This is a genomic window from Oceanospirillum multiglobuliferum (genome assembly GCF_900167095.1).
In the GTDB taxonomy this organism is placed as follows: domain Bacteria; phylum Pseudomonadota; class Gammaproteobacteria; order Pseudomonadales; family Halomonadaceae; genus Oceanospirillum; species Oceanospirillum multiglobuliferum.
Genome location: NZ_FUXG01000001.1, coordinates 12,766 through 36,657 on the forward strand (window position 1 = coordinate 12,766; position 23,892 = coordinate 36,657).

Annotated in this window: 21 protein-coding genes; 8 read left to right on the forward strand and 13 right to left on the reverse strand. The window is 46.2% G+C overall.

Annotation, left to right across the window (positions count from 1 at the left end; genetic code table 11):
• Positions 1 to 50 precede the first annotated feature (50 nt).
• The 5 genes from prpC to B5D26_RS00075 all read right to left on the reverse strand — a co-directional run bounded on the left by prpC (position 51) and on the right by B5D26_RS00075 (position 4,570).
• Positions 51 to 1,178, reverse strand: coding sequence for a bifunctional 2-methylcitrate synthase/citrate synthase (gene prpC / locus B5D26_RS00055; RefSeq protein ID WP_078743651.1), 1,128 nt, complete (start codon positions 1,176 to 1,178; stop codon positions 51 to 53).
• 62 nt (positions 1,179 to 1,240) lie between these two features.
• On the reverse strand, positions 1,241 to 2,134 hold the full coding sequence (gene prpB, locus B5D26_RS00060; protein ID WP_078743652.1) for a methylisocitrate lyase: 894 nt from the start codon (positions 2,132 to 2,134) through the stop codon (positions 1,241 to 1,243).
• A 13-nt stretch (positions 2,135 to 2,147) separates the two neighbouring features.
• Positions 2,148 to 2,846 (reverse strand): GntR family transcriptional regulator, encoded by a 699-nt coding sequence (locus tag B5D26_RS00065; RefSeq protein WP_078743653.1) that lies wholly within the window; start codon positions 2,844 to 2,846, stop codon positions 2,148 to 2,150.
• A gap of 244 nt (positions 2,847 to 3,090) precedes the next feature.
• Positions 3,091 to 3,942: an alpha/beta hydrolase gene (locus B5D26_RS00070; protein ID WP_078743654.1), complete on the reverse strand. Its 852-nt coding sequence runs from the start codon at positions 3,940 to 3,942 to the stop codon at positions 3,091 to 3,093.
• A 121-nt stretch (positions 3,943 to 4,063) separates the two neighbouring features.
• Positions 4,064 to 4,570 carry a MarR family winged helix-turn-helix transcriptional regulator gene (locus B5D26_RS00075; RefSeq protein ID WP_327196234.1) on the reverse strand — a complete coding sequence of 169 codons (507 nt, stop codon included), beginning with the start codon at positions 4,568 to 4,570 and terminating at the stop codon, positions 4,064 to 4,066.
• 115 nt (positions 4,571 to 4,685) lie between these two features.
• On the opposite strand from B5D26_RS00075, the gene B5D26_RS00080 reads away from it, so the two are divergent.
• The 4 genes from B5D26_RS00080 to pabB all read left to right on the forward strand — a co-directional run bounded on the left by B5D26_RS00080 (position 4,686) and on the right by pabB (position 9,271).
• Entirely contained in the window at positions 4,686 to 5,591 is a 906-nt protein-coding gene (locus tag B5D26_RS00080) for a DMT family transporter (protein WP_234985142.1), read from the forward strand.
• A 186-nt stretch (positions 5,592 to 5,777) separates the two neighbouring features.
• Complete coding sequence (locus B5D26_RS00085; RefSeq protein WP_078743657.1) at positions 5,778 to 6,860, forward strand: alkene reductase; 1,083 nt, start codon at positions 5,778 to 5,780, stop codon at positions 6,858 to 6,860.
• Positions 6,861 to 6,875: 15 nt separating this feature from the next.
• Positions 6,876 to 7,724, forward strand: coding sequence for a glutathione-dependent disulfide-bond oxidoreductase (yghU, locus tag B5D26_RS00090; protein ID WP_078743658.1), 849 nt, complete (start codon positions 6,876 to 6,878; stop codon positions 7,722 to 7,724).
• 173 nt (positions 7,725 to 7,897) lie between these two features.
• Positions 7,898 to 9,271, forward strand: coding sequence for an aminodeoxychorismate synthase component I (gene pabB / locus B5D26_RS00095; RefSeq protein WP_078743659.1), 1,374 nt, complete (start codon positions 7,898 to 7,900; stop codon positions 9,269 to 9,271).
• Here pabB and B5D26_RS00100 read toward each other — a convergent pair.
• Positions 9,268 to 10,638 carry a sensor histidine kinase gene (locus B5D26_RS00100; protein ID WP_078743660.1) on the reverse strand — a complete coding sequence of 457 codons (1,371 nt, stop codon included), beginning with the start codon at positions 10,636 to 10,638 and terminating at the stop codon, positions 9,268 to 9,270. The two genes, pabB and B5D26_RS00100, sit on opposite strands and share 4 nt — an antisense overlap.
• A complete protein-coding gene (locus tag B5D26_RS00105) occupies positions 10,628 to 11,332 on the reverse strand; it encodes a response regulator transcription factor (RefSeq protein ID WP_078743661.1) in 705 nt (234 codons plus the stop codon). Before B5D26_RS00105 ends, B5D26_RS00100 begins: the two co-directional genes overlap by 11 nt.
• Before the next feature lie 178 nt (positions 11,333 to 11,510).
• On the opposite strand from B5D26_RS00105, the gene B5D26_RS00110 reads away from it, so the two are divergent.
• The 4 genes from B5D26_RS00110 to B5D26_RS00125 all read left to right on the forward strand — a co-directional run bounded on the left by B5D26_RS00110 (position 11,511) and on the right by B5D26_RS00125 (position 15,086).
• Positions 11,511 to 12,008 carry a GlcG/HbpS family heme-binding protein gene (locus B5D26_RS00110; RefSeq protein ID WP_078743662.1) on the forward strand — a complete coding sequence of 166 codons (498 nt, stop codon included), beginning with the start codon at positions 11,511 to 11,513 and terminating at the stop codon, positions 12,006 to 12,008.
• Between the two features lie 254 nt (positions 12,009 to 12,262).
• Positions 12,263 to 13,849 (forward strand): peptide chain release factor 3, encoded by a 1,587-nt coding sequence (locus B5D26_RS00115; RefSeq protein ID WP_078743663.1) that lies wholly within the window; start codon positions 12,263 to 12,265, stop codon positions 13,847 to 13,849.
• An 85-nt stretch (positions 13,850 to 13,934) separates the two neighbouring features.
• Positions 13,935 to 14,726 carry a TatD family hydrolase gene (locus B5D26_RS00120; RefSeq protein ID WP_078743664.1) on the forward strand — a complete coding sequence of 264 codons (792 nt, stop codon included), beginning with the start codon at positions 13,935 to 13,937 and terminating at the stop codon, positions 14,724 to 14,726.
• A 21-nt stretch (positions 14,727 to 14,747) separates the two neighbouring features.
• Positions 14,748 to 15,086 carry a hypothetical protein gene (locus B5D26_RS00125; RefSeq protein ID WP_078743665.1) on the forward strand — a complete coding sequence of 113 codons (339 nt, stop codon included), beginning with the start codon at positions 14,748 to 14,750 and terminating at the stop codon, positions 15,084 to 15,086.
• Between the two features lie 91 nt (positions 15,087 to 15,177).
• On the opposite strand, the gene sucD is transcribed toward B5D26_RS00125, so the two are convergent.
• The 6 genes from sucD to B5D26_RS00155 form a co-directional block, all read right to left on the reverse strand.
• Positions 15,178 to 16,053, reverse strand: a complete 876-nt coding sequence (gene sucD / locus B5D26_RS00130; RefSeq protein ID WP_078743666.1) for a succinate--CoA ligase subunit alpha — start codon at positions 16,051 to 16,053, stop codon at positions 15,178 to 15,180.
• Between the two features lie 5 nt (positions 16,054 to 16,058).
• Positions 16,059 to 17,225, reverse strand: coding sequence for an ADP-forming succinate--CoA ligase subunit beta (gene sucC / locus B5D26_RS00135; RefSeq protein WP_078743667.1), 1,167 nt, complete (start codon positions 17,223 to 17,225; stop codon positions 16,059 to 16,061).
• A 93-nt stretch (positions 17,226 to 17,318) separates the two neighbouring features.
• Positions 17,319 to 18,758 (reverse strand): dihydrolipoyl dehydrogenase, encoded by a 1,440-nt coding sequence (lpdA, locus tag B5D26_RS00140; RefSeq protein WP_078743668.1) that lies wholly within the window; start codon positions 18,756 to 18,758, stop codon positions 17,319 to 17,321.
• A 41-nt stretch (positions 18,759 to 18,799) separates the two neighbouring features.
• Positions 18,800 to 20,014 carry a 2-oxoglutarate dehydrogenase complex dihydrolipoyllysine-residue succinyltransferase gene (gene odhB, locus B5D26_RS00145; protein ID WP_078743669.1) on the reverse strand — a complete coding sequence of 405 codons (1,215 nt, stop codon included), beginning with the start codon at positions 20,012 to 20,014 and terminating at the stop codon, positions 18,800 to 18,802.
• Between the two features lie 82 nt (positions 20,015 to 20,096).
• On the reverse strand, positions 20,097 to 22,940 hold the full coding sequence (locus tag B5D26_RS00150) for a 2-oxoglutarate dehydrogenase E1 component (RefSeq protein WP_078743670.1): 2,844 nt from the start codon (positions 22,938 to 22,940) through the stop codon (positions 20,097 to 20,099).
• Between the two features lie 232 nt (positions 22,941 to 23,172).
• On the reverse strand, positions 23,173 to 23,877 hold the full coding sequence (locus B5D26_RS00155; RefSeq protein WP_078743671.1) for a succinate dehydrogenase iron-sulfur subunit: 705 nt from the start codon (positions 23,875 to 23,877) through the stop codon (positions 23,173 to 23,175).
• Between the last annotated feature and the right edge of the window lie 15 nt (positions 23,878 to 23,892).

A 23,892-nucleotide genomic window follows, 5' to 3' on the forward strand; every position in this document is an offset into this window, starting at 1 on the left:
GGGGCCAAGGGCGTTTGAGGCAAGTATTTGTCCAGCCCTGCCGAAATTTTTTAAGCGCGGTCTTCGATAGCCACCCAAGCCGATGACTCTGGGCCAGTATAATCCGCACTTGGGCGAATAATACGGTTGTTAGAGCGCTGCTCCATTACGTGAGCGGTCCAACCTGATGCACGTGAACACACAAAGATCGGTGTGAACAGCTTAGTTGGAATACCCATGAAGTGGTAAGCCGATGCATGGAAGAAGTCTGCGTTACAGAACAGTTTCTTCTCACGCCACATGACCGATTCAACACGCTCAGATACTGCATACAGATGAGTATCACCCACTTGTGCAGACAGCTTTTCTGACCATTCTTTGATAATCGCGTTACGTGGATCTGACTCACGATAGATCGCGTGACCAAAGCCCATGATCTTATCTTTACGCGCCAACATACCCATGATCGCTTCTTCAGCTTCGTCTGCTGATTTCCACTGTTCAATCATGTCCATTGCAGCTTCGTTAGCGCCACCATGTAGTGGGCCACGTAGCGAGCCAATCGCAGCAGTTACACAGCTGTGAATATCAGACAACGTAGACGCACAAACACGTGCAGTGAACGTAGAAGCATTGAACTCATGCTCTGCGTACAGAATCAAAGACGCGTGCATCACTTTAACGTGCAGCGGCTCAGGCTTCTTATCATGCAAAGTCCACAGGAACTGTTCTGCAATAGAATCTGCATCTGTTTCAACGTCGATACGCTTGCCGTTATGGCTGAAGTTGTACCAGTAGTTGATCATGCCAGGGAATACCGCCAGCATACGATCGATATGGTCGGTTTGCTCAGAGAAATCTTGCTCAGTCTCTAAGTTACCCAACATTGAGCAACCCGTACGCATCACATCCATTGGATGTGCATCAGCAGGAATCTGTTCTAAAACTACTTTCAAAGCATCTGGTAAACCACGTAGGGTTTTCAGCTTTGCCATATAAGCATCAAGCTCAGCTTGATTTGGCAGCTTGCCGTAAGCCAACAGATAAGACACTTCTTCAAACAGTGCTTTGTCTGCCAATTCTTTGATGTCATAACCGCGATAAGTTAAACCCGCGCCGGTTTTACCTACTGTACAAAGTGCGGTTTCACCTGCCGACTGGCCACGCAGACCAGCACCCGATAATTTTTTGTCGACCATTAATTTGCTCCTTTGCGATCGCTCAGAGAGTCACATTATTGTTTTAATTTCTGAGATCAGAATTACTTATTTTTACCTTCAGCAAACAGCGCATCTAGCTTTTGCTCGAAGTCGTGGTAGTTCAAGAAATCGTACAGTTCCATACGTGTTTGCATGGTGTCGATTACCGCTTTCTGATCACCATCATCTAGAAGATGCTGATAAACATTCAAAGCTGCTTTGTTCATAGCACGGAATGCAGACAGTGGGTACAACACCATAGTCGCACCGTTCTCAGCCAGCTCAACTTTATTGAACAGTGGCGTTGCACCGAACTCAGTGATATTGGCTAGTAGATGTGCACCTTTAATACCGGTTGAGAAGGCTTTGTAATCATCTAGTGTATGTACAGCTTCAGCAAAGATGCCGTCTGCACCCGCTTCTAAACAAGCTTGTGCACGCTCAACCGCTGCATTCAAACCTTCCATTTGGAACGCATCAGTACGGGCGATGATGAAGAAATCATCGTCAGTTTTCGCATCAACCGCAGCTTTCACGCGATCCACCATCTCTTGCAGAGACACGATCTCTTTATTTGGACGGTGACCACAACGTTTCTGCGCCACTTGATCTTCTAGGTGTACCGCAGCAGCACCTGCTTTGATCATCTCTTTAACAGCACGGTTGATATTGAACGCACCACCCCAACCCGTATCGATATCAACCAACAGCGGTGTTTCCACTGCACTGGTAATGCGACGCACATCTTCCAGAACATCATTCATAGAAGTCATGCCCAGATCCGGCAGGCCATAAGAAGCATTCGCCACGCCGCCACCAGACAGATAAATTGCCTGATGACCAACGCGCTGCGCCATCATTGCTGAGTAAGCATTGACAGTTCCAACGATTTGTAGAGGTTGGTTTTCTTGTAGGGCCTTACGGAAACGGCCACCCGCTGTCAGTTTATTAGTCATTGGGTCTTTCCTTCTAGGGTTGTTCTGCTTTGGATTCGAGCAGACGTTGTTCTACATTTTTTCGTGACGCACTGATGTGGCGACGCATTAACATCTCCGCCAGCTCTTCGTCCCGCTGTTCAATGGCATCCACTATGCGATGGTGCTCGGCAAACGCTCTTTTTGGACGAGAGCTTGAAGCGCTGAACTGATACCGATACATACGCACCAAGTGATACAGTTCGCCGCACAGCAGCTCGGTCAACTTCTCATTTTTACTACCTAAAACGATGCGGAAATGGAAATCCAAGTCCCCTTCTTTTTGATAGTATGCAACACCTTCTTTCAGCTCTGACGCTTGTTCATGACGCGCCAGCAACTCTCTTAAACTTGCGATTTCTTCGATAGTCATGTTACGTGCAGCCAAGCGACAGGCCATACCTTCCATCGCCTCACGTACATAGTAAATATCCAGCAACTCTTCAAATGAGAGCGATACTACTCGTGCACCTACATGAGCAACACGTTTGATCAATCGACGACCTTCTAAGCGACGAATAGCCTCTCTCAATGGCCCGCGACTGATACCATATTTCTTTGCCAAATCTGGCTCAGTAATTTTACTGCCGGGTGCAATATCACCTTTTACAATGGCGGTTTGAATCTGTTCAAACACACGATCCGCCAAGGTACGAGACTCACCCTCATCGTATACATATTGAACGTCTGACATGGCCAAGTGTTCTTCTTAATAATTGTCGACAATTTATCTAGATGCGATGAACTGTAGACAATCAACATTCTATCGTCAACCTGAACCAAAGTATTATTTGTCAACAATCCATGACAAAAGGGTGTGATAAAAGCTGAAGCTTTTATATTTTCTATTATTAATCAATCAGATAGGAGAATAGCAGAAGCGCAACTGATCAGTCACACTGAATAGATTGTCGACTATCTGCTATCAAATCAAAAGATTAGAGTAGCGATTTCTCCATCACCTCTGCCACACGAGAAGGCTTTTGGAAAGGAAGCGAGTGATCAGCGCCTATCACCTCATGATAATGCCAATCTTCTTTTACCTGAGCTTGCGTTTGATGGCACTGCTGCATGGACAACAAGCTTTTATTGCCCACAAAACTATGCACTTGAGTTTGCGCGGCTAAAATAGGCGCTCGCTCTAAACGTTGCACCGCCTCAGTAACCGCATCTAAGGCATAAGATAAGCCCAACACGCGCTTTTGCAGACGATGTACGGTTGCCTGCTCCACACGGGCTGATTTAGAGCGACGCGGGGAGATCAAGTCTAAAAACTGCGTAATACCCAAGGTGCAGGGTTCCACTTCACGCATCATCTTGGCCGCCTCAGAGTAAGACTCTCGCACTTGCACCATCTCTTGCGGATCCAAGCGCTCCATAAAAGCAGGCTCTAATAGGTAAGTGTGCTGAAAAGCAGACGGGCGTTGTTGCTTTAATAGCATCGCCACCAAACCGCCAAAAGAGTAACCCGCCAAATCCATTTCAAACCACGCCAAATGATCGAGCAAAGCACACACATCAGCCACCACCTCATCAATCAAGAAAGGTTGCTCTATACCTGAAACCGGATGACTTTCCCCCATGCCACGCAAATCAGGCACTAATAACTCACCCCAGCTATGTAGTCGATGCAGTGTGGGCTCCCAAGTCAAAGCGCCATCTACACCAGCACCATGTAGCATCAGCATTTTACGTCCATTGGGGTGATGTAAATTTCGATAACGGCGATAAAACAACTGATAACCCGCATGGGTGATCAACCCAGTCTGACAACTATAATGCTCGGCCATAACGCCCTCAAAACTGACTTAGAATAGATAAAACCAAAATTGTTGACAGTTTAGCGGTTTTATCAAGAGACGGTATTGTGCCAAATTTAAACAGAGCATCAATCTTAAGGTTAACATTGACTTAGGATTCAAGCTGACCAAGAAGAGCCTTCAAACCAATATTAAGTGCCCGATGCTCTTCTGGGCTTAACCCAGACAACAGGTTCAAGCCATTTTCAACATGAGGCTCCAACACTTGATCAATTAGCGCTAAGCCACTCGCACTTAAGCAAACGAGCTTACTACGTGCATCTTGCTCATTACTGACTCGTTCAATCCATCCCTTTTTTTCTAACTGAGTCATACGATGAGTCATGGTGCCAGACGTTACCATCAGTGTTGAAAAAAGCTCGGTTGGTGTTAAGCAGTAGGGTACGCCAGATCGCCTCAATGTCGCCAACACATCAAACTCCCAAAAATTTAGACCATTATCAGAAAACACCTGCTCTAGCTTAGGTGTCAGTAACGCAGAGCAACGCTTTAATCTGCCAAGTACTTCCATTGCTGAAAGGTCAAACTCAGGTTTTTCCTTACGCCACTGCGTCAAAATTCGATCTACTGCATCTTCAGATTTTAATTCTTTCATCATATTTTACCTTGATATCAAGATAGTCTCGTGCCAAACTCAATTTATCTTTATATCAAGATAAATTTAACCATCCAATTTGTCGAGCATACTTATGTCAGTCTTACTAACCATTCTAATGACTGCCCTAGCACCTGCCATATGGGGAACAACCTACATTGTAACCAGCGAGATATTACCAGCTGATTCCCCTTTCACTGCCGCTACAATTCGGTGTTTACCAGCTGGTCTATTGCTAATATTAATTAGCCGCTATATACCAAAAAGACATGAATGGCCCAAGCTCATCGCTTTATCGGCACTGAATATAGGCTGTTTCCAAGCATTGCTTTTTATTGCAGCTTATCGCTTATCTGGTGGACTAGCCGCAGTTATTGGTGCTGTACAGCCACTTATTACTTTAGGGCTTGTATGGCTCATGCAAGGAGAGCGCCCAAACTGGTTAAGTTTACTCGCATCAATACTGTCAATCACAGGTATGACACTTCTACTACTATCCCCCAAGCTAGACCAGCATACTGCTATGCAATGGGACACTATTGGCATTATTGCCGCCTTGGTCGGCGCAATTAGCATGGCCTTAGGCATGTATTTTTCCAAGCACCGTCAAAATACCTCTTCAGCAACAGCGTTAAGTATACCTTTGCTGGCCTTTACAGGTTGGCAACTGGCTTTGGGGGGGATGATGTTATTACCTTTCTCCCTACTGATTGACCCAGCGATACCTAGGCTGACTCACATACACATCGCAGGTTATAGTTACCTAACATTAGTCGGCACTCTACTCGCATATGCCCTGTGGTTTAAAGGCATACAGCAACTACCGCCTGTTGCCGTTTCTGCGCTAGGTCTACTCAGCCCTCTATCGGCCATTGCTTTAGGTTGGATATTTTTGGGTGAACGTATTGAAGGCACTGCCCTAATAGGACTAATTACTGTGCTGGTCAGTGTTCTGGCAGTTCAGTGGTCACAACTATTAATCAAACCCTCAGCAAAAAAATCGTTAGCCAATACAGACCGCTGAACCTAAGCCGTAGTAAATAAAGCAAATATATTTTGTTACGGAGAGGTTGGGCAGCAGCACCGTCTATATATTGCTGAAAATTGATTAATTATTCCGCCTGTATTTTGTCTGTTTGAGCTTTAAATCCTAACTTTCGTAACAATCTGCTCAAATAACTTACTGAATCAATCAACTTTAGGAATCAACATGACAGATCTTTTTACCCCGTTAACACTGGGCGCAGTTGAAATTAAAAACCGTATCCTTATGGCGCCACTCACCCGCTGCCGTGCCGATGAAAACCATGTGCCAACCGATCTGATTACGGAGCACTATGCGCAGCGTGCCTCCGGTGGTCTGCTGATTGCCGAAGCCACTATGGCGATGGAAGGTAACTCAGCATTCTGGCGTGAGCCGGGTATCTATTCCGAGGCTCAGGTTGAAGGCTGGAAAAAGGTGACTGATGCCGTTCATGCGAAAGACGGCAAAATTTTCCTGCAGATTTGGCACGGTGGTCGTGCTTGTCACCCTGCTCTGAACGAAGGTAAGCAACCCGTAGCGCCTAGCGCTATTGCAATTACCAATAGCGACATCCATACGCCAGAGGGTAAGCAGAGCTATACCGTTCCTCGCGCGTTGGACGATGCTGAAATTCCGGCCATTATCGAAGGTTTTGCCAAGGCTGCAGAAAATGCCAAACGCGCGGGTTTTGACGGTGTTGAAATTCATGGTGCTAACGGCTACCTGCTGGATGAGTTCCTACGTGATGGTGCTAACCACCGTGAAGGCCCTTATGGCGGTTCCCTTGAAAACCGCGCCCGTTTGTTGCTGGAAGTGATTGAAGCCGTGAGCAAGGTCTGGGGTTCGGATCGTGTCGGTGTGCGTCTGTCACCACTGAATACCTTTAACAGCATGAGCGACAGTGATCCGGTTGGTCTGATGACCTGGCTGTCTGAAAAACTGAGCGGCTATGATCTTGCTTATCTGCACCTGATGCGGGCTAACTTTATGGGCGCAGAGCCGCTAGATGTGATCACGCCAACCCGTGAGCACTACAAGGGCAATTTGATTGTAAATATGGGCTACAGCCCGCAGGAAGCACAGCAGGTGGTTGCAGATGGCATCGCCGATGCGGTGGCCTTTGGCGTGCCTTTCCTTGCTAATCCAGATTTGCCCCATCGCATTAAAGAGGGTGCCGAGTTAAATCAGGCAGACCCCAAGACCTTCTATACTCAAGGATACGCAGGCTATAACGACTACCCAACTCTAGACGCACTGGCACTGGCTTAAACAAAAGGAACTTCTATGACTGACTCAACTTACACGCCACCTAAGGTTTGGCAATGGCAACCTGGTAATGGCGGCAAGTTTGCCAATATTAACCGTCCGACAGCAGGTGCAACCCATGAGAAAGCATTGCCTGTAGGCACTCATCCTCTACAGTTATACTCAATGGCAACACCCAATGGTATCAAAGTGACCATCATGCTAGAGGAGTTGCTGGCGCTAGGTATTCAAGAAGCAGAGTATGATGCTTGGTTGATCGACATTATGGAAGGAGATCAATTTAGTTCTGGTTTTGTTGAGATCAACCCCAACTCAAAAATTCCAGCCCTGATGGATCATAGCATTAACCCACCGCAGCGCGTGTTTGAATCCGGTGCCATTTTGCTTTATCTCGCCGAGAAGTTTGGTGCCTTTATCCCAAAAGAAGCCCGCGCACGCACCGAGTGTTTAAACTGGGCATTCTGGCAGATGGGTACCGCGCCTATTCTTGGTGGTGGTTTTGGTCATTTCTATGCCTATGCCCCTGAAAAATTTGAATACCCTATCAATCGCTTCGCTATGGAGATCAAGCGCCAGCTGGATGTATTAGACCAACATTTAGCCCACAACACTTATTTAGCAGGCGAAGAGTACAGCATCGCAGATATGCTGGTTTGGTCTTGGCATGGCGGGTTAGTGTTGGGTCGTCTATACGAAGCCGCAGAGTTTTTAGACGTTACCTCATATCAGCATGTGGTACGCTGGGCAAAAACTATAGATCAGCGCCCAGCTGTACAACGTGGTCGTATTGTTAACCGCACTTGGGGAGAAACATTTGAGCAGTTACGAGAACGTCATAGCGCCTCTGATTTTGATAGGGTGAAATAACTCTCGCCTCTCACATTCAATTGTGGGCTAGGTCGAAAGGCTCTAGCCCACAAGTGCTTACAGATACTTTCCACAGCTAAAATAGCTGATATAAGCCCCTACATAAAAAAACCAATAGCCAGCAGCCATTAAGCGGTTAAAATACGCTGTTTTTTTCTGGCGCTGTAGCGGTTATGTCTAAACTATTGATTACCTGCCTACCTTATCTCAATGGCACTGACTATTTTTCCAAAGTTCAGCATCGGGCACTGCCTGTATTACTGGACAGCGGGCAGCCACTTAGCCCATCAGGTCGATATGACATTATTTCTGCCGATCCAGTGGAGGTAATTAATAGCCAAACACTCGCAACCAGTACCTCACTGGAGGTGTTGCGCACCCACCTAAAGGCCTATCAGCCCGAAGAAGCCGATACTGAGATCGAGCTACCCTTTTACGGGGGCTTTATTGGCTATATAAGTTACGATTTTGGGCGAGAGCTGGAGCAGCTGCCCAAGCAAGCACAAGCTGATATTGAGTTACCCAAACTACTCGGTGGAATCTACACTTGGGCCATTATTTGCGACCATCAAGAAAAGTGTAGTTATTTAGTTGCCCCTGCTGATGAACACCCACAACAGCTGTTACATCTGCAACAGCCAAATAAGATCAACTCTGAACAGACCTTCAAGCTGCAGACCCCGTTCTATGCCAATATGAGCAAGGCGGAGTATCGGGCACAGTTTGCTCGTATTATTGAATACATTAAGGCGGGAGACTGTTATCAGATCAACTTCTCACAGCGCTTTAAGGCTCAATGCAGCGGAGACAGTTGGCAAGCTTATTTGGCTATTCGCTCAGCAACCCCAGCCCCTTTTAGCGCTTATCTGGACTTTGGTCAGCAACAAATTTTGAGCGTGTCACCCGAGCGTTTTATCAAGCTACAACAGCAACAAGTTGAAACCAAACCGATAAAAGGTACAGCCCCTCGATCAACTAACCCTGAGTTAGATCTACAGTTGGCAGAGGAACTACAAGCCAGCTTAAAGAATCGCGCAGAAAATCTGATGATTGTGGATCTGTTGCGAAATGATCTAAGCCGTGTTTGCCAATCAGGCTCCGTTAAAGTACCCGCACTATTCGCCTTAGAAAGCTATGCCAATGTTCACCATCTTGTCAGCACTATTGTCGGCACGCTTGATGCGGATAAAGATGCACTCGACCTATTGGCCGCCAGTTTTCCCGGCGGCTCCATCACAGGCGCACCCAAGATTCGTGCAATGGAGATCATTGATGAACTAGAGCCACAGAGACGTACTATTTACTGTGGCTCGGTGCTATATCTGGATTTTTTCCAGCAGATGGACAGTAACATTACCATTCGCACTTTACTGCATACACAATCAACCGATCCAAAAGCCAGCAATCAACTTTACTGCTGGGGCGGTGGTGGCATTGTGTATGACTCAGAAGCAGACGCAGAGTATCAAGAGACGCTGCATAAAGTCGGTAAGATTTTATCGGCCTTAGACCCTGACTTTTTACAGCATTTCTCAACCGAACATTAGCCTAAGCTTAAGGGCAAGCCTAAGCTGAACCGACAGCCGTTCGGCTGCAAGTTATGCACTTGAACTTGCCCTTGATGCGCCTCAACCACGGCTTTGACCAAACTCAAACCCAGCCCTAAACCTTTTGTTGTACGACTGATATCGGCACGGTATAAGCGATCAAAAATAAAAGGCAGATCTTGCTCAGCAACACCTTGACCGCTGTCATCAACATGAACCCATAGCTGCTGAGCGGTAACTTCAACCCACAGCTTTACTTGCCCCTTTTCAGGACTGTACTTGATCGCATTATCCAGTAAGTTGCTCAGCACTTGCCTTAAACGATTCTGATCAGCTCTCAGTGTTGTACCACCCTCACAATCTAAGGACAGTGTTATTTGTGTCTCTTCTGCCACAAACTCATAGAGCTCAAGCAACTGCTCCAGTAACGGCTTTACCTCAAATACGGTGAGATGAAGCGTCATCAACCCCGACTCTGCCTCAGAAATATCCATCAGTGTTGTCAGCATCTGCTCAATGCGCTCAGTGTCCTCAATCAAATCAGCCACATTGTCATAAAGGTCAGCTTGCGCTTGTATACTGGGAGTTAGCAGGAGTTGTTCAATGCGTAAGCGCTGGCGTGCTAAAGGCGTTCTCAGATCGTGAGCTACATTATCCAACGTCGCCTTCATGCCTTGAATCAAACGTTCATTGTTAGCTAGAAAACGGTTAGTCTGCTGCACTAATCGATCTAGCTCAGTATGTTGAGCGCGCTCAGGTACTCGCTCAGATAAATGCTGCCCCGACTGGATACGTGCAACGGTGTCAATCAAATCACGTATCGGTCTTAAGGTTCGGTAATTCAACCAATACAGCAACAATAGGCTAATTAGATACAGGGGTAGCAACGTCAGTACAATAGCCCACCGATAACCCTCTTGCTGCTGTTGCCTTGGCAAACTGCTCAGACCTAGCGTCAGTTGCCATGCTTTCTCCCCAGCCCTTAATGATGTCTCTTGCACAAACCAGCGCTTGCCTGATGTCTCTAGAATTGGCCATTGTGGGTTGACTAGTCGCTTGACCCCATCGGCTTCCTCTAAACTTTGATTACTGAACTGCACTTGGCGGTTATGTTTCAACTCGACCAACCACAACGCATCAACCAACTGCTCTTGCTCAATAACCTCAACAAGCTTATCAGCCCCTGCATGTGTCAAGATACGTTGATAATTATTGAGCCGTGCCTCGATTAAATGACGGTCTTGTCCCACTAATGACTGATAAAGAAAAAAGTCTGCCAAGGCCGCAAAGAAGAGATAACTGAAGAGCAGCAGCGCACCCAGATAAAAGTTAAGGTAGCCGGATGTGTGCTGTGTTTTAGTGATCATGAGTCGCCCTTTCGCTAGGCTCAACCCTTAGTACGTAACCCACCCCTCTTAGCGTATGCAGCAGCTTAGGTGTAAATGCCTTGTCCAGCTTAGCGCGTAACCGACATACCAGTACATCCACGACATTGGTTTGTGGATCAAATTGGTAGTCCCAGACCTGTTCTAGAATCATGGTTTTAGACAGCACTTTGCCTTGATGCCTCAGCAGATACTCTAAAAGTGCAAACTCTCTTGGTTGTAAAACCACAGTCTGCCCTTGTCGCGTCACCTTTTTACTGAGCAGATCCAAACTCAGATCAGCCAGCTGCAAGACTGTAGCTTCAGGTACTTGTTGCTGACGACGTCTTAATAGCGCTTGCACGCGAGCCTGTAACTCCACAAAGGAAAAAGGCTTCACTAAGTAGTCATCGCTTCCGGTTTCTAGCCCTTGTACACGATCATTGACGGTATGGCGCGCACTTAAGATCAAAATAGGAAGGGCGTAGCCTCGCTCACGCAAGCTTCGAATTAAACTTAAGCCATCTAAGCTGGGGAGCATTAAATCCACTATCGCAACATCAAAAGGCGTCTCAACCATAAGGTTCAGCGCATCATAACCATCACTCACATGGCTAACCGTAAAACCTAATGCTTTAAACCCGTTGCAGATAAACTGAGCAATCGTAACGTCATCCTCTACAACCAGTAAGTTCAAGTTAATCCCCTTATATCCGCTACGCTTTAGTTGTACTCATCATAGCAGTGCCTTCCCACTAGCCCTAGGCAAAGCCGCGAACATTACCAATTTGTAATACTTTAGAAAGGTTAAGGTAAGCTGCGCTCTGCTAAGTTGGTGACAGCTGACTCAGCTTACACTTTGATAGGACAAACATATGCGCACATTTAACACTCTTTCTTTATTCTCATCAGGATTGGCCATGCTGTTCTCTGGCGCTGTCATGGCGGCAACCACAACCAGTACCAGCCTATTAACATCAGACACTGCAACAGCATTAGTGCAGACCACCGTTGCCGAGTGTCGTGCCGAAGGTTTTGCCACTAGCGCAGCCGTTGTTGATCGGTCGGGTAATCTTCTCGCCTTTGCCCGTCATGAGATGGCGGGGCCTCACACCATCACCAGCAGCCAGCGCAAAGCATTCACCTCTGCTAGCATGGGACAGGCAACAGGTAAACTGGCCCAACTGGTCACCGACAAACCTGCGCTGGCAGGCCTACGCGATATGAACCCTAATTTATTGTTGTTAGAGGGCGGTTTACCGGTGGTTATTAATCAGATTCGCGTTGCAGGCATCGGGGTTGGTGGCGCACCCGGCGGTCATATTGATGCGGCTTGCGCCCAAAAAGCCCTGACCAAAATTCTGGGCCAATAGACGCAGATGTTATGCCCCAAGAGAGACGAGTAGTCGTCTCTCTAATCTTTTCTCCATCGTAATGCTCTCTACTCTTATCAATACGCCCGATCAACGTGCGACCCAAATTGCCACATCAGATCATCATTGATTGTTAATCCGCATCAGATCAGCGAAAATAGCCGCCAATTATCTTTGAATATTTACAGGTTGAGATTGGCTTAACAAGCCGCTAAATCTGTCCCCTCTTTGCATAAACTAGAAGATTTTAATTGATGTCAAACACGGCTATTCAGCAAGAAGTCTCGCGCCGTAGGACTTTTGCTATTATTTCGCACCCTGATGCGGGTAAAACTACCATTACTGAAAAACTGTTACTGCTGGGTAATTTGATTCAAACCGCAGGCTCGGTAAAAGGTAAGAAAGGTGATCGTCACGCCACATCTGACTGGATGAGCATGGAGCAAGAGCGTGGGATTTCGATCACTTCTTCTGTGATGCAGTTTCCCTACAATGGCCGTATGGTGAACCTTCTTGACACTCCCGGTCACGAGGATTTCTCTGAAGACACTTACCGCACCCTAACAGCAGTTGACTCTGCGTTGATGGTGGTTGACGGCGCTAAGGGTGTTGAAGATCGAACTATTAAGCTGATGGACGTTTGCCGCCTGCGTGACACACCCATTTTCTCATTTGTGAACAAAATGGATCGTGATATTCGTGATCCAATTGAACTGCTTGATGAGATTGAGTCCGTACTTAAAATTGCCGCGGCACCTATCAACTGGCCAATCGGTATGGGTAAAGACTTTAAAGGGGTTTATAACCTTTACACCGACACCATTCATGTTTTTGTGCCTGGCAAAGGTCATACTTTACAAGATGATATTCGTATCCAAGGGTTAGATAACCCTGAAGCACGTGAATTGTTAGGTTATCTATACGATGATTTTGTAGATGAAATGGAGTTAGTACGGGGTGCAACTCATGTATTTGACTCTGAAGCCTTTGTCGCAGGCAAAATGACACCTGTGTTTTTTGGTACTGCGCTAGCCAACTTTGGTGTGCGTGAGATGTTGAATGATTTCGTAGAGTGGGCTCCCTCACCTATCGCACGAAAAACTGAAACCCGTATGGTCGAAGCCAATGAAGAAGCTTTCTCAGGTTTCGTATTTAAGATCCAAGCTAATATGGATCCTAAACACCGTGACCGTATTGCCTTTATGCGGGTGTGCTCGGGCAGTTATAGCCGAGGCATGAAAATGAAGCACGTACGCTTAGGTAAAGATGTCAAAATTGCTGATGCGGTTACCTTTCTCGCAGGCGATCGCGAGAACGTCGAGGAAGCTTGGTCTGGCGATATTATTGGCTTACATAACCACGGTACGATCCAGATCGGCGACACCTTTACCGAAGGTGAGTTATTAAAGTTCACAGGGATTCCACACTTTGCCCCTGAAATGTTCCGTCGTGTACGCACCAAAGATCCTCTTAAGGCCAAACAGCTACTGAAAGGCTTACAACAGCTTTCAGAAGAAGGTGCGGTGCAGTTGTTTATGCCAATGAATAATAATGACATGATCTTAGGCGCTGTCGGCCAGCTTCAGTTTGAAGTGGTAGTTTTCCGACTACGTGATGAATACAAAGTTGAGTGTATGTATGAGCCTGTTAACGTGCAGACAGCACGTTGGGTTGAATGCAATGATCCTAAAAAGCTAGACGAATTCAAACGTAAAAATGCAGATAACTTAGGCGTTGATGGCGGCGGTTTATTGACTTATCTTGCTCCTAGCCGTGTTAATTTATCACTGGCACAAGAACGTTTCCCAGAAGTTCTGTTCAGAGCCACCCGCGAGCACTAAACTCCTATAAAACGGCTGTCTTGTACAGCCGCTTTTCTTTAGGCCTCAATTCAAATGTAGAAATAAATCAGATAGGGATATTGCCATGCTGATTGATAGCCACTGCCATATTGACTTTCATCATTATCACCACGACCGTGCAGATGTATTAAAACAAGCTGCAAAGGTGGGGGTACGTCAGCTGATCATACCTGCGGTGAGTGCTCAATATTGGCCTCGGGTTCTGTCTCTATCTGGTGAGTTTTGCGGTGTACAGTTGTTTTGTACCTTAGGGCTGCATCCTATATTTATGGCTGAGCATAAGCCTATACATTTGAAACAACTTGAGCAGTTATTAATGCAGCACCAAGGGCATGTTGTTGCGGTGGGCGAAATCGGATTAGATTTTTCTGACAAAGCGTGTGACAAAGCCGCTCAACTGGCTCTATTTCAAGCCCAGCTTGATATTGCGGAGCAATTTCAACTACCTGTAATTTTGCATGTGGTAAAAGCTCATGAACAGGTCTTAAAACAGCTGAAAGCAAGACCTAATATAGTCGGTATTGTGCATGGATTTTCAGGTAGTTTTCCTCAGGCGCAGCAGTATATTCAGCAGGGCTTTTTATTGGGTGTAGGCGGTGTTATTACTTGGCCAAACGCGGCAAAAAAGCGACAGCTATTTAGCCAACTACCGTTAAGCGCGCTAGCATTAGAAACCGATGCTCCTGATATGTCGCCCGCAGGCTTAAAAGGTGAACGCAATCGTCCCGATCAAGTGCTCAGTATTCTGGATCAACTGGCAAGCATACGTAATGAAAGTACTGAAGAAATTGCCAAAACAACCAGCCAAAATGTGATTCGACTTATGTCTCTAAACAAAGTCTGTCGTTTGTATTAAATTTTACATTTGGGGGCCAAAGTGGCGGCTACAGCTCAAGATAAGAATAAAGAAAAAATACAATTTCAATCCTCAGCGTCAGCTATTCGAGCCTTAAAAGTTGGCAAACGCAATCCTAATTGGATTGATGCGGCAGAGTTCCTAATCAATCGGGCCTCTCCAGAAGTTAAGCTCCTTTTAGAGGCTGCTCAAGAGATTGAACGCCAAAAATGGCAAACCAATACGATTACCAACCATGAAACAAAGGTGACCAGCAGCCTTTTTACACCTGCACAATGGGGTATCATGATCGGTGTTGGCGCTATTTTTACAGGTCTTATGATTTGGATTGCCAGTCAATTTGGATTGCAAAGCTGCTAACTACAGGAAAAGCACTTCATTTATCAATAATTTTAAGACAATAAAAAGGCGACCCGAAGGTCGCCTTATATCAAGCTATTAGCGGGAAATATTATTTCCAGCCAGTCACTTCACGCAAGCCATCAGCGATGCCTGCTAGAGAGCGAACAGTCTTAACACCAGCGTCTTCTAGTGCAGCAAACTTCTCATCAGCTGTACCTTTACCGCCAGAGATAATCGCACCAGCGTGACCCATACGCTTGCCTTTAGGTGCAGTTACACCAGCAATGTAAGAAACCACAGGCTTAGTTACGTTAGCTTTGATAAATGCCGCTGCTTCTTCTTCAGCAGAACCACCGATCTCACCGATCATTACAATCGCTTCAGTCTGTGGATCATTCTGGAACATTTCCAGAATGTCGATGAAGTTAGAACCAGGAATTGGATCACCACCGATACCAACACAAGTAGACTGACCGAAGCCAGCGTCAGTAGTTTGTTTTACTGCTTCATAAGTCAGAGTACCTGAGCGAGAAACAATACCTACTTTACCTGGTAAGTGAATGTGACCTGGCATAATACCGATCTTGCATTCGCCTGGAGTGATCACGCCTGGGCAGTTAGGGCCGATTAGGCGTACGCCCAGCTCGTCACACTTAACTTTACAAACTAGCATGTCCTGAACAGGAATGTGCTCAGTAATACATACGATCAACTTGATACCAGCGTTAGCCGCTTCAAGGATAGAATCTTTACAGAATGCAGCTGGAACATAGATCACAGAAGCGTCTGCACCAGTTGTTTCAACAGCTTCTTTAACTGTGTTGAAAACTGGTAGACCTAGGTGAGTAGTACCACCTTTGCCTGGAGTTACACCGCCAACCATTTGCGTACCGTACGCAATAGCCTGCTCAGAGTGGAAAGTACCCTGACCACCAGTAAAACCTTGGCAGATTACTTTAGTATCTTTGTTAATTAAGATAGACATGACGATTAGTTCCCCGCTGCTGCTTTAACTGCTTGTTGTGCAGCATCAGTTAAGCTTTCAGCTGCGATGATCGCTAGGCCAGATTCTTCCAGAACCTTTTTACCTAGATCAGCGTTTGTTCCTTCCAAACGCACAACAACAGGAATAGTTACGCCTACTTCTTTAACTGCACCGATGATGCCTTCTGCGATCATATCGCAACGCACGATGCCGCCGAAGATGTTAACCAATACTGCTTTAACTTTCTCGTCAGACAGAATCAGTTTGAACGCATGAGCAACGCGCTCTTTAGTTGCGCCACCGCCAACATCAAGGAAGTTAGCTGGGAAGCCACCGTGCAGAGCAACGATGTCCATTGTACCCATTGCTAGACCAGCACCGTTCACCATGCAGCCGATGTTACCATCTAGTGCTACGTAGTTCAGATCCCACTCTGCTGCTTCTGCTTCACGCGCATCTTCCTGAGAAGGGTCGTTCATCTCTTGCAGATCTTTGTGACGGTATACAGAGTTACCATCTACACCGATTTTCGCATCTAGACAGTGCAGATCACCATCTTCTTTGATAACCAGCGGGTTGATTTCTAACAGAGCCAAATCTTTTTCAATGAACAGATTCGCCAGACCCATGAAGATATGGGTGAACTGCTTAACTTGGCTAGGGTTTAAGCCAAGTTGGAAAGCTAGCTCGCGACCTTGGTAAGGCTGAGGGCCTGCCAATGGATCGATAGTTGCTTTCAGAATTTTTTCTGGAGTCTCTTCTGCTACTTTCTCGATCTCAACACCACCTTCGGTAGATGCCATGAACACAACGCGACGAGAAGAGCGGTCAACAACCGCACCCAGATATAGCTCATCAGCAATATCTGTGCAGCTTTCAACCAAAATTTTAGCAACAGGCTGACCATTTTCATCAGTCTGATAAGTTACAAGGTTTTTACCCAACCATTTTTCAGCAAATGCTGCTGCTTCAGCAGGAGAGTCAACCAGTTTCACGCCGCCCGCTTTACCACGGCCACCTGCGTGTACCTGTGCTTTAACTACCCACTTATCGCCACCAATTTTTTCGCATGCTGCGGCGGCTTCCTCAGGGGTATCTACAGCATAACCCTTGGAAACAGGCAGTCCGTATTCGGCAAAAAGCTGTTTGCCCTGATATTCATGAAGATTCATACTGCTAAGCCATTTTTTTTGTGCACTAACACTATTGGCGACACCTTGGGGTATGGTGCCGCCCCCTGCTACGGTTACCCGTAATCTTAATTCTTACTTACGTTTTTTGCGGTTTGGCATGTGGATCGCGTGACCTGCAACCGACAGCGCAGCTTCGTGTACTGCTTCTGATAAAGTTGGGTGTGCAAAACACATCAGCGCTAGATCTTCTGCGCTTGAACCAAATTCCATCGCGATCACACCTTGATGGATCATTTCACCAGCATTCTGACCGATGATATGCATACCCAAGATACGATCTGTCGATTTTTGAGTGATAATTTTCACCATGCCATCAGTACAACCATTGGTCATTGCACGACCGATTGCTGTGAACGGGAAAGTACCTACCTCATATTCAGTACCGTCTGCCTTAACTTGCTCTTCGGTTTTGCCAACAGAAGCAATTTCAGGGAAGGTATAAATTACACCAGGGATGGTGTCGTAATTCATTTGTGCTTTGTGGCCTGCAATGATATCGGCAACCATCACACCTTCTTCAGATGCTTTGTGTGCCAGCATTGGGCCGCGCACCACGTCACCAATTGCAAAAACGCCTGGTACAGAAGTACGACATTGGTCATCAACAAAGATGAAGCCACGCTCATCAAGAGATACGCCACTGTCATTTGCTAACAAGCCTTGAGAGTATGGACGACGGCCCACACAAACGATTAGCTTGTCAAAAGTCACTTGCTGTTCACCTTTAGCGTCAACATAAGTCACTACAACTTCATTGCCGTTAACTTGTGAGCCTGTTACGCGAGCACCGATTTCGATTTTTAAACCTTGCTTGGTTAAAATCTTCTTCGCTTCTTTAGCAATCTGTTGATCAGTTGTTGCTAAGAAAGAATCTTGTGCTTCAAGTACAGTAACGTCAGAGCCCAGACGCTGCCAAACAGAACCTAGCTCTAGACCGATTACGCCACCACCAATTACACCTAAGCGTGCTGGAACTTCTTCAAAGTCCAAAGCGCCTGTTGAATCAACGATCAAACCTTCAGTCAGCGGTGTAGGCGGAATCTCAACAGGTACAGAACCTGAAGCAATAATGATGTTCTCAGCTTCAACAATCTGAACTGAGCCATCATGGCCTGTTACTTCAACTTTCTTACCTGCCAATACTTTACCAGTACCATGCAAAGCAGTAACGCCGTTTGCTTTAAATAAGCCACCGATGCCCTGAGTCAAGTTACCGACAATCTTGTTCTTACGGGCGATCATTTTCTTAACGTCCATTGTGACGCTAGGAATTTCAATACCCAAATCAGCAAAATCATGCTGCGCTTCAGCATATTTGTGCGAAGCTTCTAATAGTGCTTTAGACGGAATACAACCGACGTTTAAGCAAGTACCACCATAAGAAGGTTTACCTTCTTTATTCAGCCACTTCTCAACGCAAGCGGTTTTCAGACCCAGCTGTGCAGCACGGATAGCTGCAACATAACCGCCAGGACCTGCACCGATGACAACTACATCATATTTATCAGACATTGTGTTTTCCTGTCTTCGTGTCATTAGTGATAATACTGTTCTTAAACTTCCAGCAGGATACGTGCTGGATCTTCAAGCAGCTCTTTGATTGTAACAAGGAACTGTACAGCATCTTTACCATCGATCATACGGTGGTCATAAGACAGTGCAAGATACATCATTGGACGAATCTCAACTTGACCATTGATCGCCATAGGACGTTCTTGAATTTTGTGCATACCCAGAATAGCAGTCTGAGGTGCATTTAGAATCGGAGTAGACATTAGAGAGCCAAACACACCACCGTTAGTGATAGTGAATGTACCACCAGTCATATCCGCGATGCCTAGTTTACCTTCACGGCCGCGCTTAGCATACTCTCCAATGCTAGATTCAACATCTGCAAGGCTCATTGTGTCGGTATCACGTAGAATAGGTACTACTAAACCACGATCAGTCGATACTGCAACACCAATATCGTAGTAGCCATGGTAAACGATATCAGTACCATCGATAGATGCGTTCACATCTGGGAAGCGCTTCAGAGCCTCTGCTGCAGCTTTTACGAAGAAAGACATGAAGCCAAGACGAACACCATTGTGTTTCTTCTCGAACATATCTTTGTATTTCTTACGTAAATCCATTACTGGCTTCATATCCACTTCGTTATAAGTGGTCAACATCGCTGCAGTTTGTTGTGCTTCAACTAAACGCTTAGCGATTGTCTGACGCATACGGCTCATTGGTACACGTTTTTCTACACGCTCACCAGCAGCAACTACAACAGGAGCAGGCGCTGCTGCTACTGGTGCAGGCGCTGCAGATGCTTTCGCTGCACCTGATTGAACGGCATTCAGTACATCTTCTTTAGATACACGACCGCCTTTGCCAGTACCAACCAGTTTAGCAATATCTAGATTATTTTCTAAAGCCAGTTTACGCGCTGCCGGACTTAAAATTTTGTCGCCAACTTGTACGTCTTCTTCCTCAGCAGAAGCGGCTACAGCTTCTACTGCTGCAGGTGCTGCGGCTGCCGTTGCACCTTCCTCGAAGTAACCGATCAGTTGCTCACTATTAACTGTCGTATCTTCTGCACAGATGATCTCTTTCAATACACCATCTGCAGGTGCTAAAACTTCAATTACAACTTTATCAGTTTCAATATCAACTAAAAGCTCATCACGAGAAACTGCTTCGCCCGGCTTTTTGTGCCAAGTTGCGATGGTGCCGTCTGCAACAGACTCTGGGAATACAGGTGCTTTAATTTCAGTAGCCATGTTCGATCCTTTCTGGATTGTTCTTTTGTTGTGCACAAACAAAAACGGTTGATGCCCTTCCTAGGAAGGGCATGCACTGTCATTACAGGTTAAATGCGTCGTCAATTAGCTTAGCTTGCTGCTCAGCGTGGACAGAAGTGTAACCACAAGCTGGCGCTGCTGAAGCCGCTCGACCTGCGAAATGCAGTTCATAACCTAGACCTTTACGGTAGTTATTCATCACATTACGCATATGGTGCTGGCTACTGTACCAAGCACCTTGGTTCATTGGTTCATCTTGACACCAAACCACAGATTCAAGTGCAGGATATTCCGCAACAATTTCTTGCAACTTTTGCTCTGGGAATGGATACAGCTGCTCAATACGGATAACCGCAGTGTCAGAACGCCCATTCTCATTACGATAGTTAACCAAATCGTAGTAGATCTTACCTGATGTCAGAATCAAGCGTTTCACCTGAGACTTATCAATGCTGCTATCCACTTCATTGATAATATCTTGGAAGCTACCATTAGCCAGCTCTTCCAGAGTTGAGATCGCATCTTTATGACGCAGCAAGCTCTTAGGTGACATTACAATCAGAGGCTTACGCAGCGGACGAATGACCTGACGACGCAGCATATGGTAAACCTGAGCCGGAGTTGTCGGCACAACCACTTGAATATTGTGCTCAGCACAAAGCTGCAAATAGCGCTCTAAACGGGCTGATGAGTGCTCAGGGCCTTGACCTTCGTAACCATGTGGCAACAACATCGTTAGGCCGCATAAACGTCCCCATTTGTGCTCACCACTGGTAATGAATTGGTCAATTACCACCTGTGCACCGTTTGCGAAGTCACCAAACTGTGCTTCCCAGATCACCAGTGCATTAGGCACTGTTGTCGCATAACCGTATTCGAATGCTAGTACCGCTTCCTCTGAAAGGAATGAGTCATGAATGGTCATACGTGGCTGATTTTCAGACAGATTCTGTAATGGAACATAAACCTGTGCATCTGTCTGGCTGTGAACAACAGCATGACGATGCGAGAAAGTACCACGCCCTACGTCCTGACCTGTAATACGGATTGGGTGTTTTTGATCCAAAATAGAGGCATAAGCCAAGGTTTCAGCAAAACCCCAGTTAATTGGCATCGCACCAGCGGCCATCTTACGACGATCTTCGTATATCTTGCCAACTTGACGCTGTAGCTGAATACCATCAGGAATCTCACATAGCTTATTAGCTAATGATTGTAGATGTGTTAGCTCAACTGTTGTGTCAGCATCTGACTGCCACTTAAGACCTAGATAAGGTGTCCAGTCAACAAATAGCTCTTTGTTTGGCTGCATTACCAAACTTTTTGCTACGTGACGTCCGTCGACTAGAGCTGAACGGTAGTCTTCCATCAGGTCTTTGTCTTCGGCTTCAGTCAAAACGCCTTCTGCAACCAACTTCTTCGCATACAAAGTACGAGTAGTAGGTTGTTTGGCAATTTTCTGATACATCAAAGGCTGAGTACCAGATGGCTCATCTGCTTCGTTGTGACCACGACGACGGTAACATACCATGTCTATTACAACGTCACGTTTGAATTGTTGACGGTAGTCTGCAGCAACTTGAGCCGCATGAATAACCGCTTCTGGATCATCACCATTCACGTGGATGATAGGTGCCTGAACCATTTTAGCAATATCAGTACAGTATTCGGTAGAACGCATGTCTTCCGGTTTACTGGTAGTAAAGCCAACTTGGTTATTGATCACGATGTGAATAGTGCCACCCGTTTTATAAGCACGGGTTTGAGACATCTGGAATGTCTCCATCACAACACCTTGACCTGCAAACGCAGAGTCACCGTGTACCACAATTGGCATTACTGTATCACCAGTCGCATCGTTACGGCGGTCTTGACGTGCGCGCACGGAGCCTTCTACTACTGGTGATGCAATTTCTAAGTGTGATGGGTTAAACGCAAGAGCTAAGTGAACCTCACCCGCAGAAGTCATCACGTTTGAAGAGAAACCTTGGTGATATTTTACGTCACCAGAGCCATCATGCATGAGTTTTTTACCTTCAAACTCATCAAACAGCTCTGCTGGGTTTTTACCCAGAATGTTCACCAACAGGTTCAAACGACCACGGTGTGCCATACCGATCACAACTTCTTTCACGCCATAAGAGCCTGAGCGTTGAATCAGCTCATCAACCATCGGAATGAAAGATTCGCCACCCTCTAAACCAAAGCGTTTGGTACCTGGGTAACGAGAAGCAAGATAGTTTTCCATACCTTCAGCAGCAGTTAGGCGCTCAAGAATATGTTTTTTAGCCTCTACACCATAAGCAGGCGCAGAACGTACACTTTCAAAACGTTGTTGTAACCAGCGCTTCTCTTCTGTGTTCACAATATGCATGAACTCAGCGCCAGTGGTGTTGCAGTACGTTTTTTCTAATGCACTGATGATTTCGCTTAACGGTGCTTCCTCTTTGCCGATGAACAGTGATCCCGTTTGGAAAACAGTATCCATATCGGCAGCAGATAGCTGATGATAAGCCAAATCTAAATCGGGTATAGACTCACGCTGCATCAGATTCAGAGGGTCAATATTGGCCTTCTGATGACCGCGAAAACGGTACGCATTAATGAGCTGTAAAACACGAATCTGCTTCTTTTCATGCTCAGAGCTAACTGAACTCGCACTCGCAGGCGCAGCTTTATGCTTGTTCTTAGCGAGCAGATTGAAATGATCACGGATGGGTGTGAGAGGAATGTCGGTAGAAGCCGCGCCTTCGGTTCTTGGTAGCTTGTCGAAATAATTCCGCCATTCTTCAGGAATTGCATTCGGATCAAGCAAATATTGCTCATAAAGCCCTTCAACGTAGGACACATTGCCCCCGTAGACGTGGGAAGAGCTCCACATCAACTCCATTATGCCTTCTTGCATTCTTAGTCACCCTGCACGAGGAACTTGAAATCTACAATGACCATCAAGTCGTTTTTTGGGCCAAAAAAGGTAGCGTGCCTTACCTTTGTAGATCACAGGTTTAACCCTGTTCCCCAGTCGTTTCACATTTGCCAAAGCCAGCACCTTATGAGTACTGGCCTTGGCGACCACAGACATTTACCTAATGGTAAACTCTTAGCGTTATTATTGTATTAGTGATCTACGCGTGTGATTAGGTCGCATTACGCAACAGCATGTCACGGATGTGGCCGATTGCTTTAGTTGGGTTTAGACCCTTCGGACACACATTTACGCAGTTCATAATACCGCGGCAGCGGAACACACTGAACGGATCGTCCAGTTCACTCAAGCGCTCGCGTGTCTGGGTATCACGACTATCCACTAGGAAGCGGTAAGCCTGTAACAGACCAGACGGGCCTACAAATTTATCTGGATTCCACCAGAATGATGGGCAAGAAGTTGAACAGCATGCACAAAGAATACACTCATACAGACCATCTAACTTGTCACGCTCTTCTGGCGACTGCAAACGCTCAATAGCAGGTGCAGGTGTATCATTCAGCAAGAATGGCTTAATGCGCTCATACTGCTTGTAGAACAGTGACATATCAACCACAAGGTCACGAATCACTGGTAAACCAGGCAGTGGACGAACCACTAACTTGCCATCTGTCACAACTTCTGACAGTGGTGTGATGCAAGCCAGACCATTCTTACCGTTCATGTTCATACCGTCAGAGCCACAAACACCCTCACGGCAAGAACGACGATAAGCAAATGCGTTATCTTGATCTTTTACTAGATGTAAAACATCCAGAACCATCAGGTCGGCACCTTTAGTGTCAACCTTGAACTCCTGCATGAATGGAGCAGAATCAGTTTCCGGATTGTAGCGGTATACACTAACGACCAGCATATCACTTACTCCCGT

Excerpts from the sequence above, each read along its gene's own strand:
- B5D26_RS00080 (WP_234985142.1), top strand. The coding sequence starts at position 4,686 with ATGACTGCCCTAGCACCTGCCATATGGGGAACAACCTACATTGTAACC.
- B5D26_RS00120 (WP_078743664.1), top strand. The coding sequence starts at position 13,935 with ATGCTGATTGATAGCCACTGCCATATTGACTTTCATCATTATCACCAC.
- B5D26_RS00065 (WP_078743653.1), bottom strand. The coding sequence starts at position 2,846 with ATGTCAGACGTTCAATATGTATACGATGAGGGTGAGTCTCGTACCTTG.
- B5D26_RS00110 (WP_078743662.1), top strand. The coding sequence starts at position 11,511 with ATGCGCACATTTAACACTCTTTCTTTATTCTCATCAGGATTGGCCATG.
- B5D26_RS00070 (WP_078743654.1), bottom strand. The coding sequence starts at position 3,942 with ATGGCCGAGCATTATAGTTGTCAGACTGGGTTGATCACCCATGCGGGT.
- odhB (WP_078743669.1), bottom strand. The coding sequence starts at position 20,014 with ATGGCTACTGAAATTAAAGCACCTGTATTCCCAGAGTCTGTTGCAGAC.
- prpC (WP_078743651.1), bottom strand. The coding sequence starts at position 1,178 with ATGGTCGACAAAAAATTATCGGGTGCTGGTCTGCGTGGCCAGTCGGCA.
- B5D26_RS00115 (WP_078743663.1), top strand. The coding sequence starts at position 12,263 with ATGTCAAACACGGCTATTCAGCAAGAAGTCTCGCGCCGTAGGACTTTT.
- B5D26_RS00100 (WP_078743660.1), bottom strand. The coding sequence starts at position 10,638 with ATGATCACTAAAACACAGCACACATCCGGCTACCTTAACTTTTATCTG.
- B5D26_RS00155 (WP_078743671.1), bottom strand. The coding sequence starts at position 23,877 with ATGCTGGTCGTTAGTGTATACCGCTACAATCCGGAAACTGATTCTGCT.
- sucC (WP_078743667.1), bottom strand. The coding sequence starts at position 17,225 with ATGAATCTTCATGAATATCAGGGCAAACAGCTTTTTGCCGAATACGGA.
- B5D26_RS00075 (WP_327196234.1), bottom strand. The coding sequence starts at position 4,570 with ATGATGAAAGAATTAAAATCTGAAGATGCAGTAGATCGAATTTTGACG.
- lpdA (WP_078743668.1), bottom strand. The coding sequence starts at position 18,758 with ATGTCTGATAAATATGATGTAGTTGTCATCGGTGCAGGTCCTGGCGGT.
- sucD (WP_078743666.1), bottom strand. The coding sequence starts at position 16,053 with ATGTCTATCTTAATTAACAAAGATACTAAAGTAATCTGCCAAGGTTTT.
- yghU (WP_078743658.1), top strand. The coding sequence starts at position 6,876 with ATGACTGACTCAACTTACACGCCACCTAAGGTTTGGCAATGGCAACCT.
- prpB (WP_078743652.1), bottom strand. The coding sequence starts at position 2,134 with ATGACTAATAAACTGACAGCGGGTGGCCGTTTCCGTAAGGCCCTACAA.
- B5D26_RS00085 (WP_078743657.1), top strand. The coding sequence starts at position 5,778 with ATGACAGATCTTTTTACCCCGTTAACACTGGGCGCAGTTGAAATTAAA.
- pabB (WP_078743659.1), top strand. The coding sequence starts at position 7,898 with ATGTCTAAACTATTGATTACCTGCCTACCTTATCTCAATGGCACTGAC.
- B5D26_RS00150 (WP_078743670.1), bottom strand. The coding sequence starts at position 22,940 with ATGCAAGAAGGCATAATGGAGTTGATGTGGAGCTCTTCCCACGTCTAC.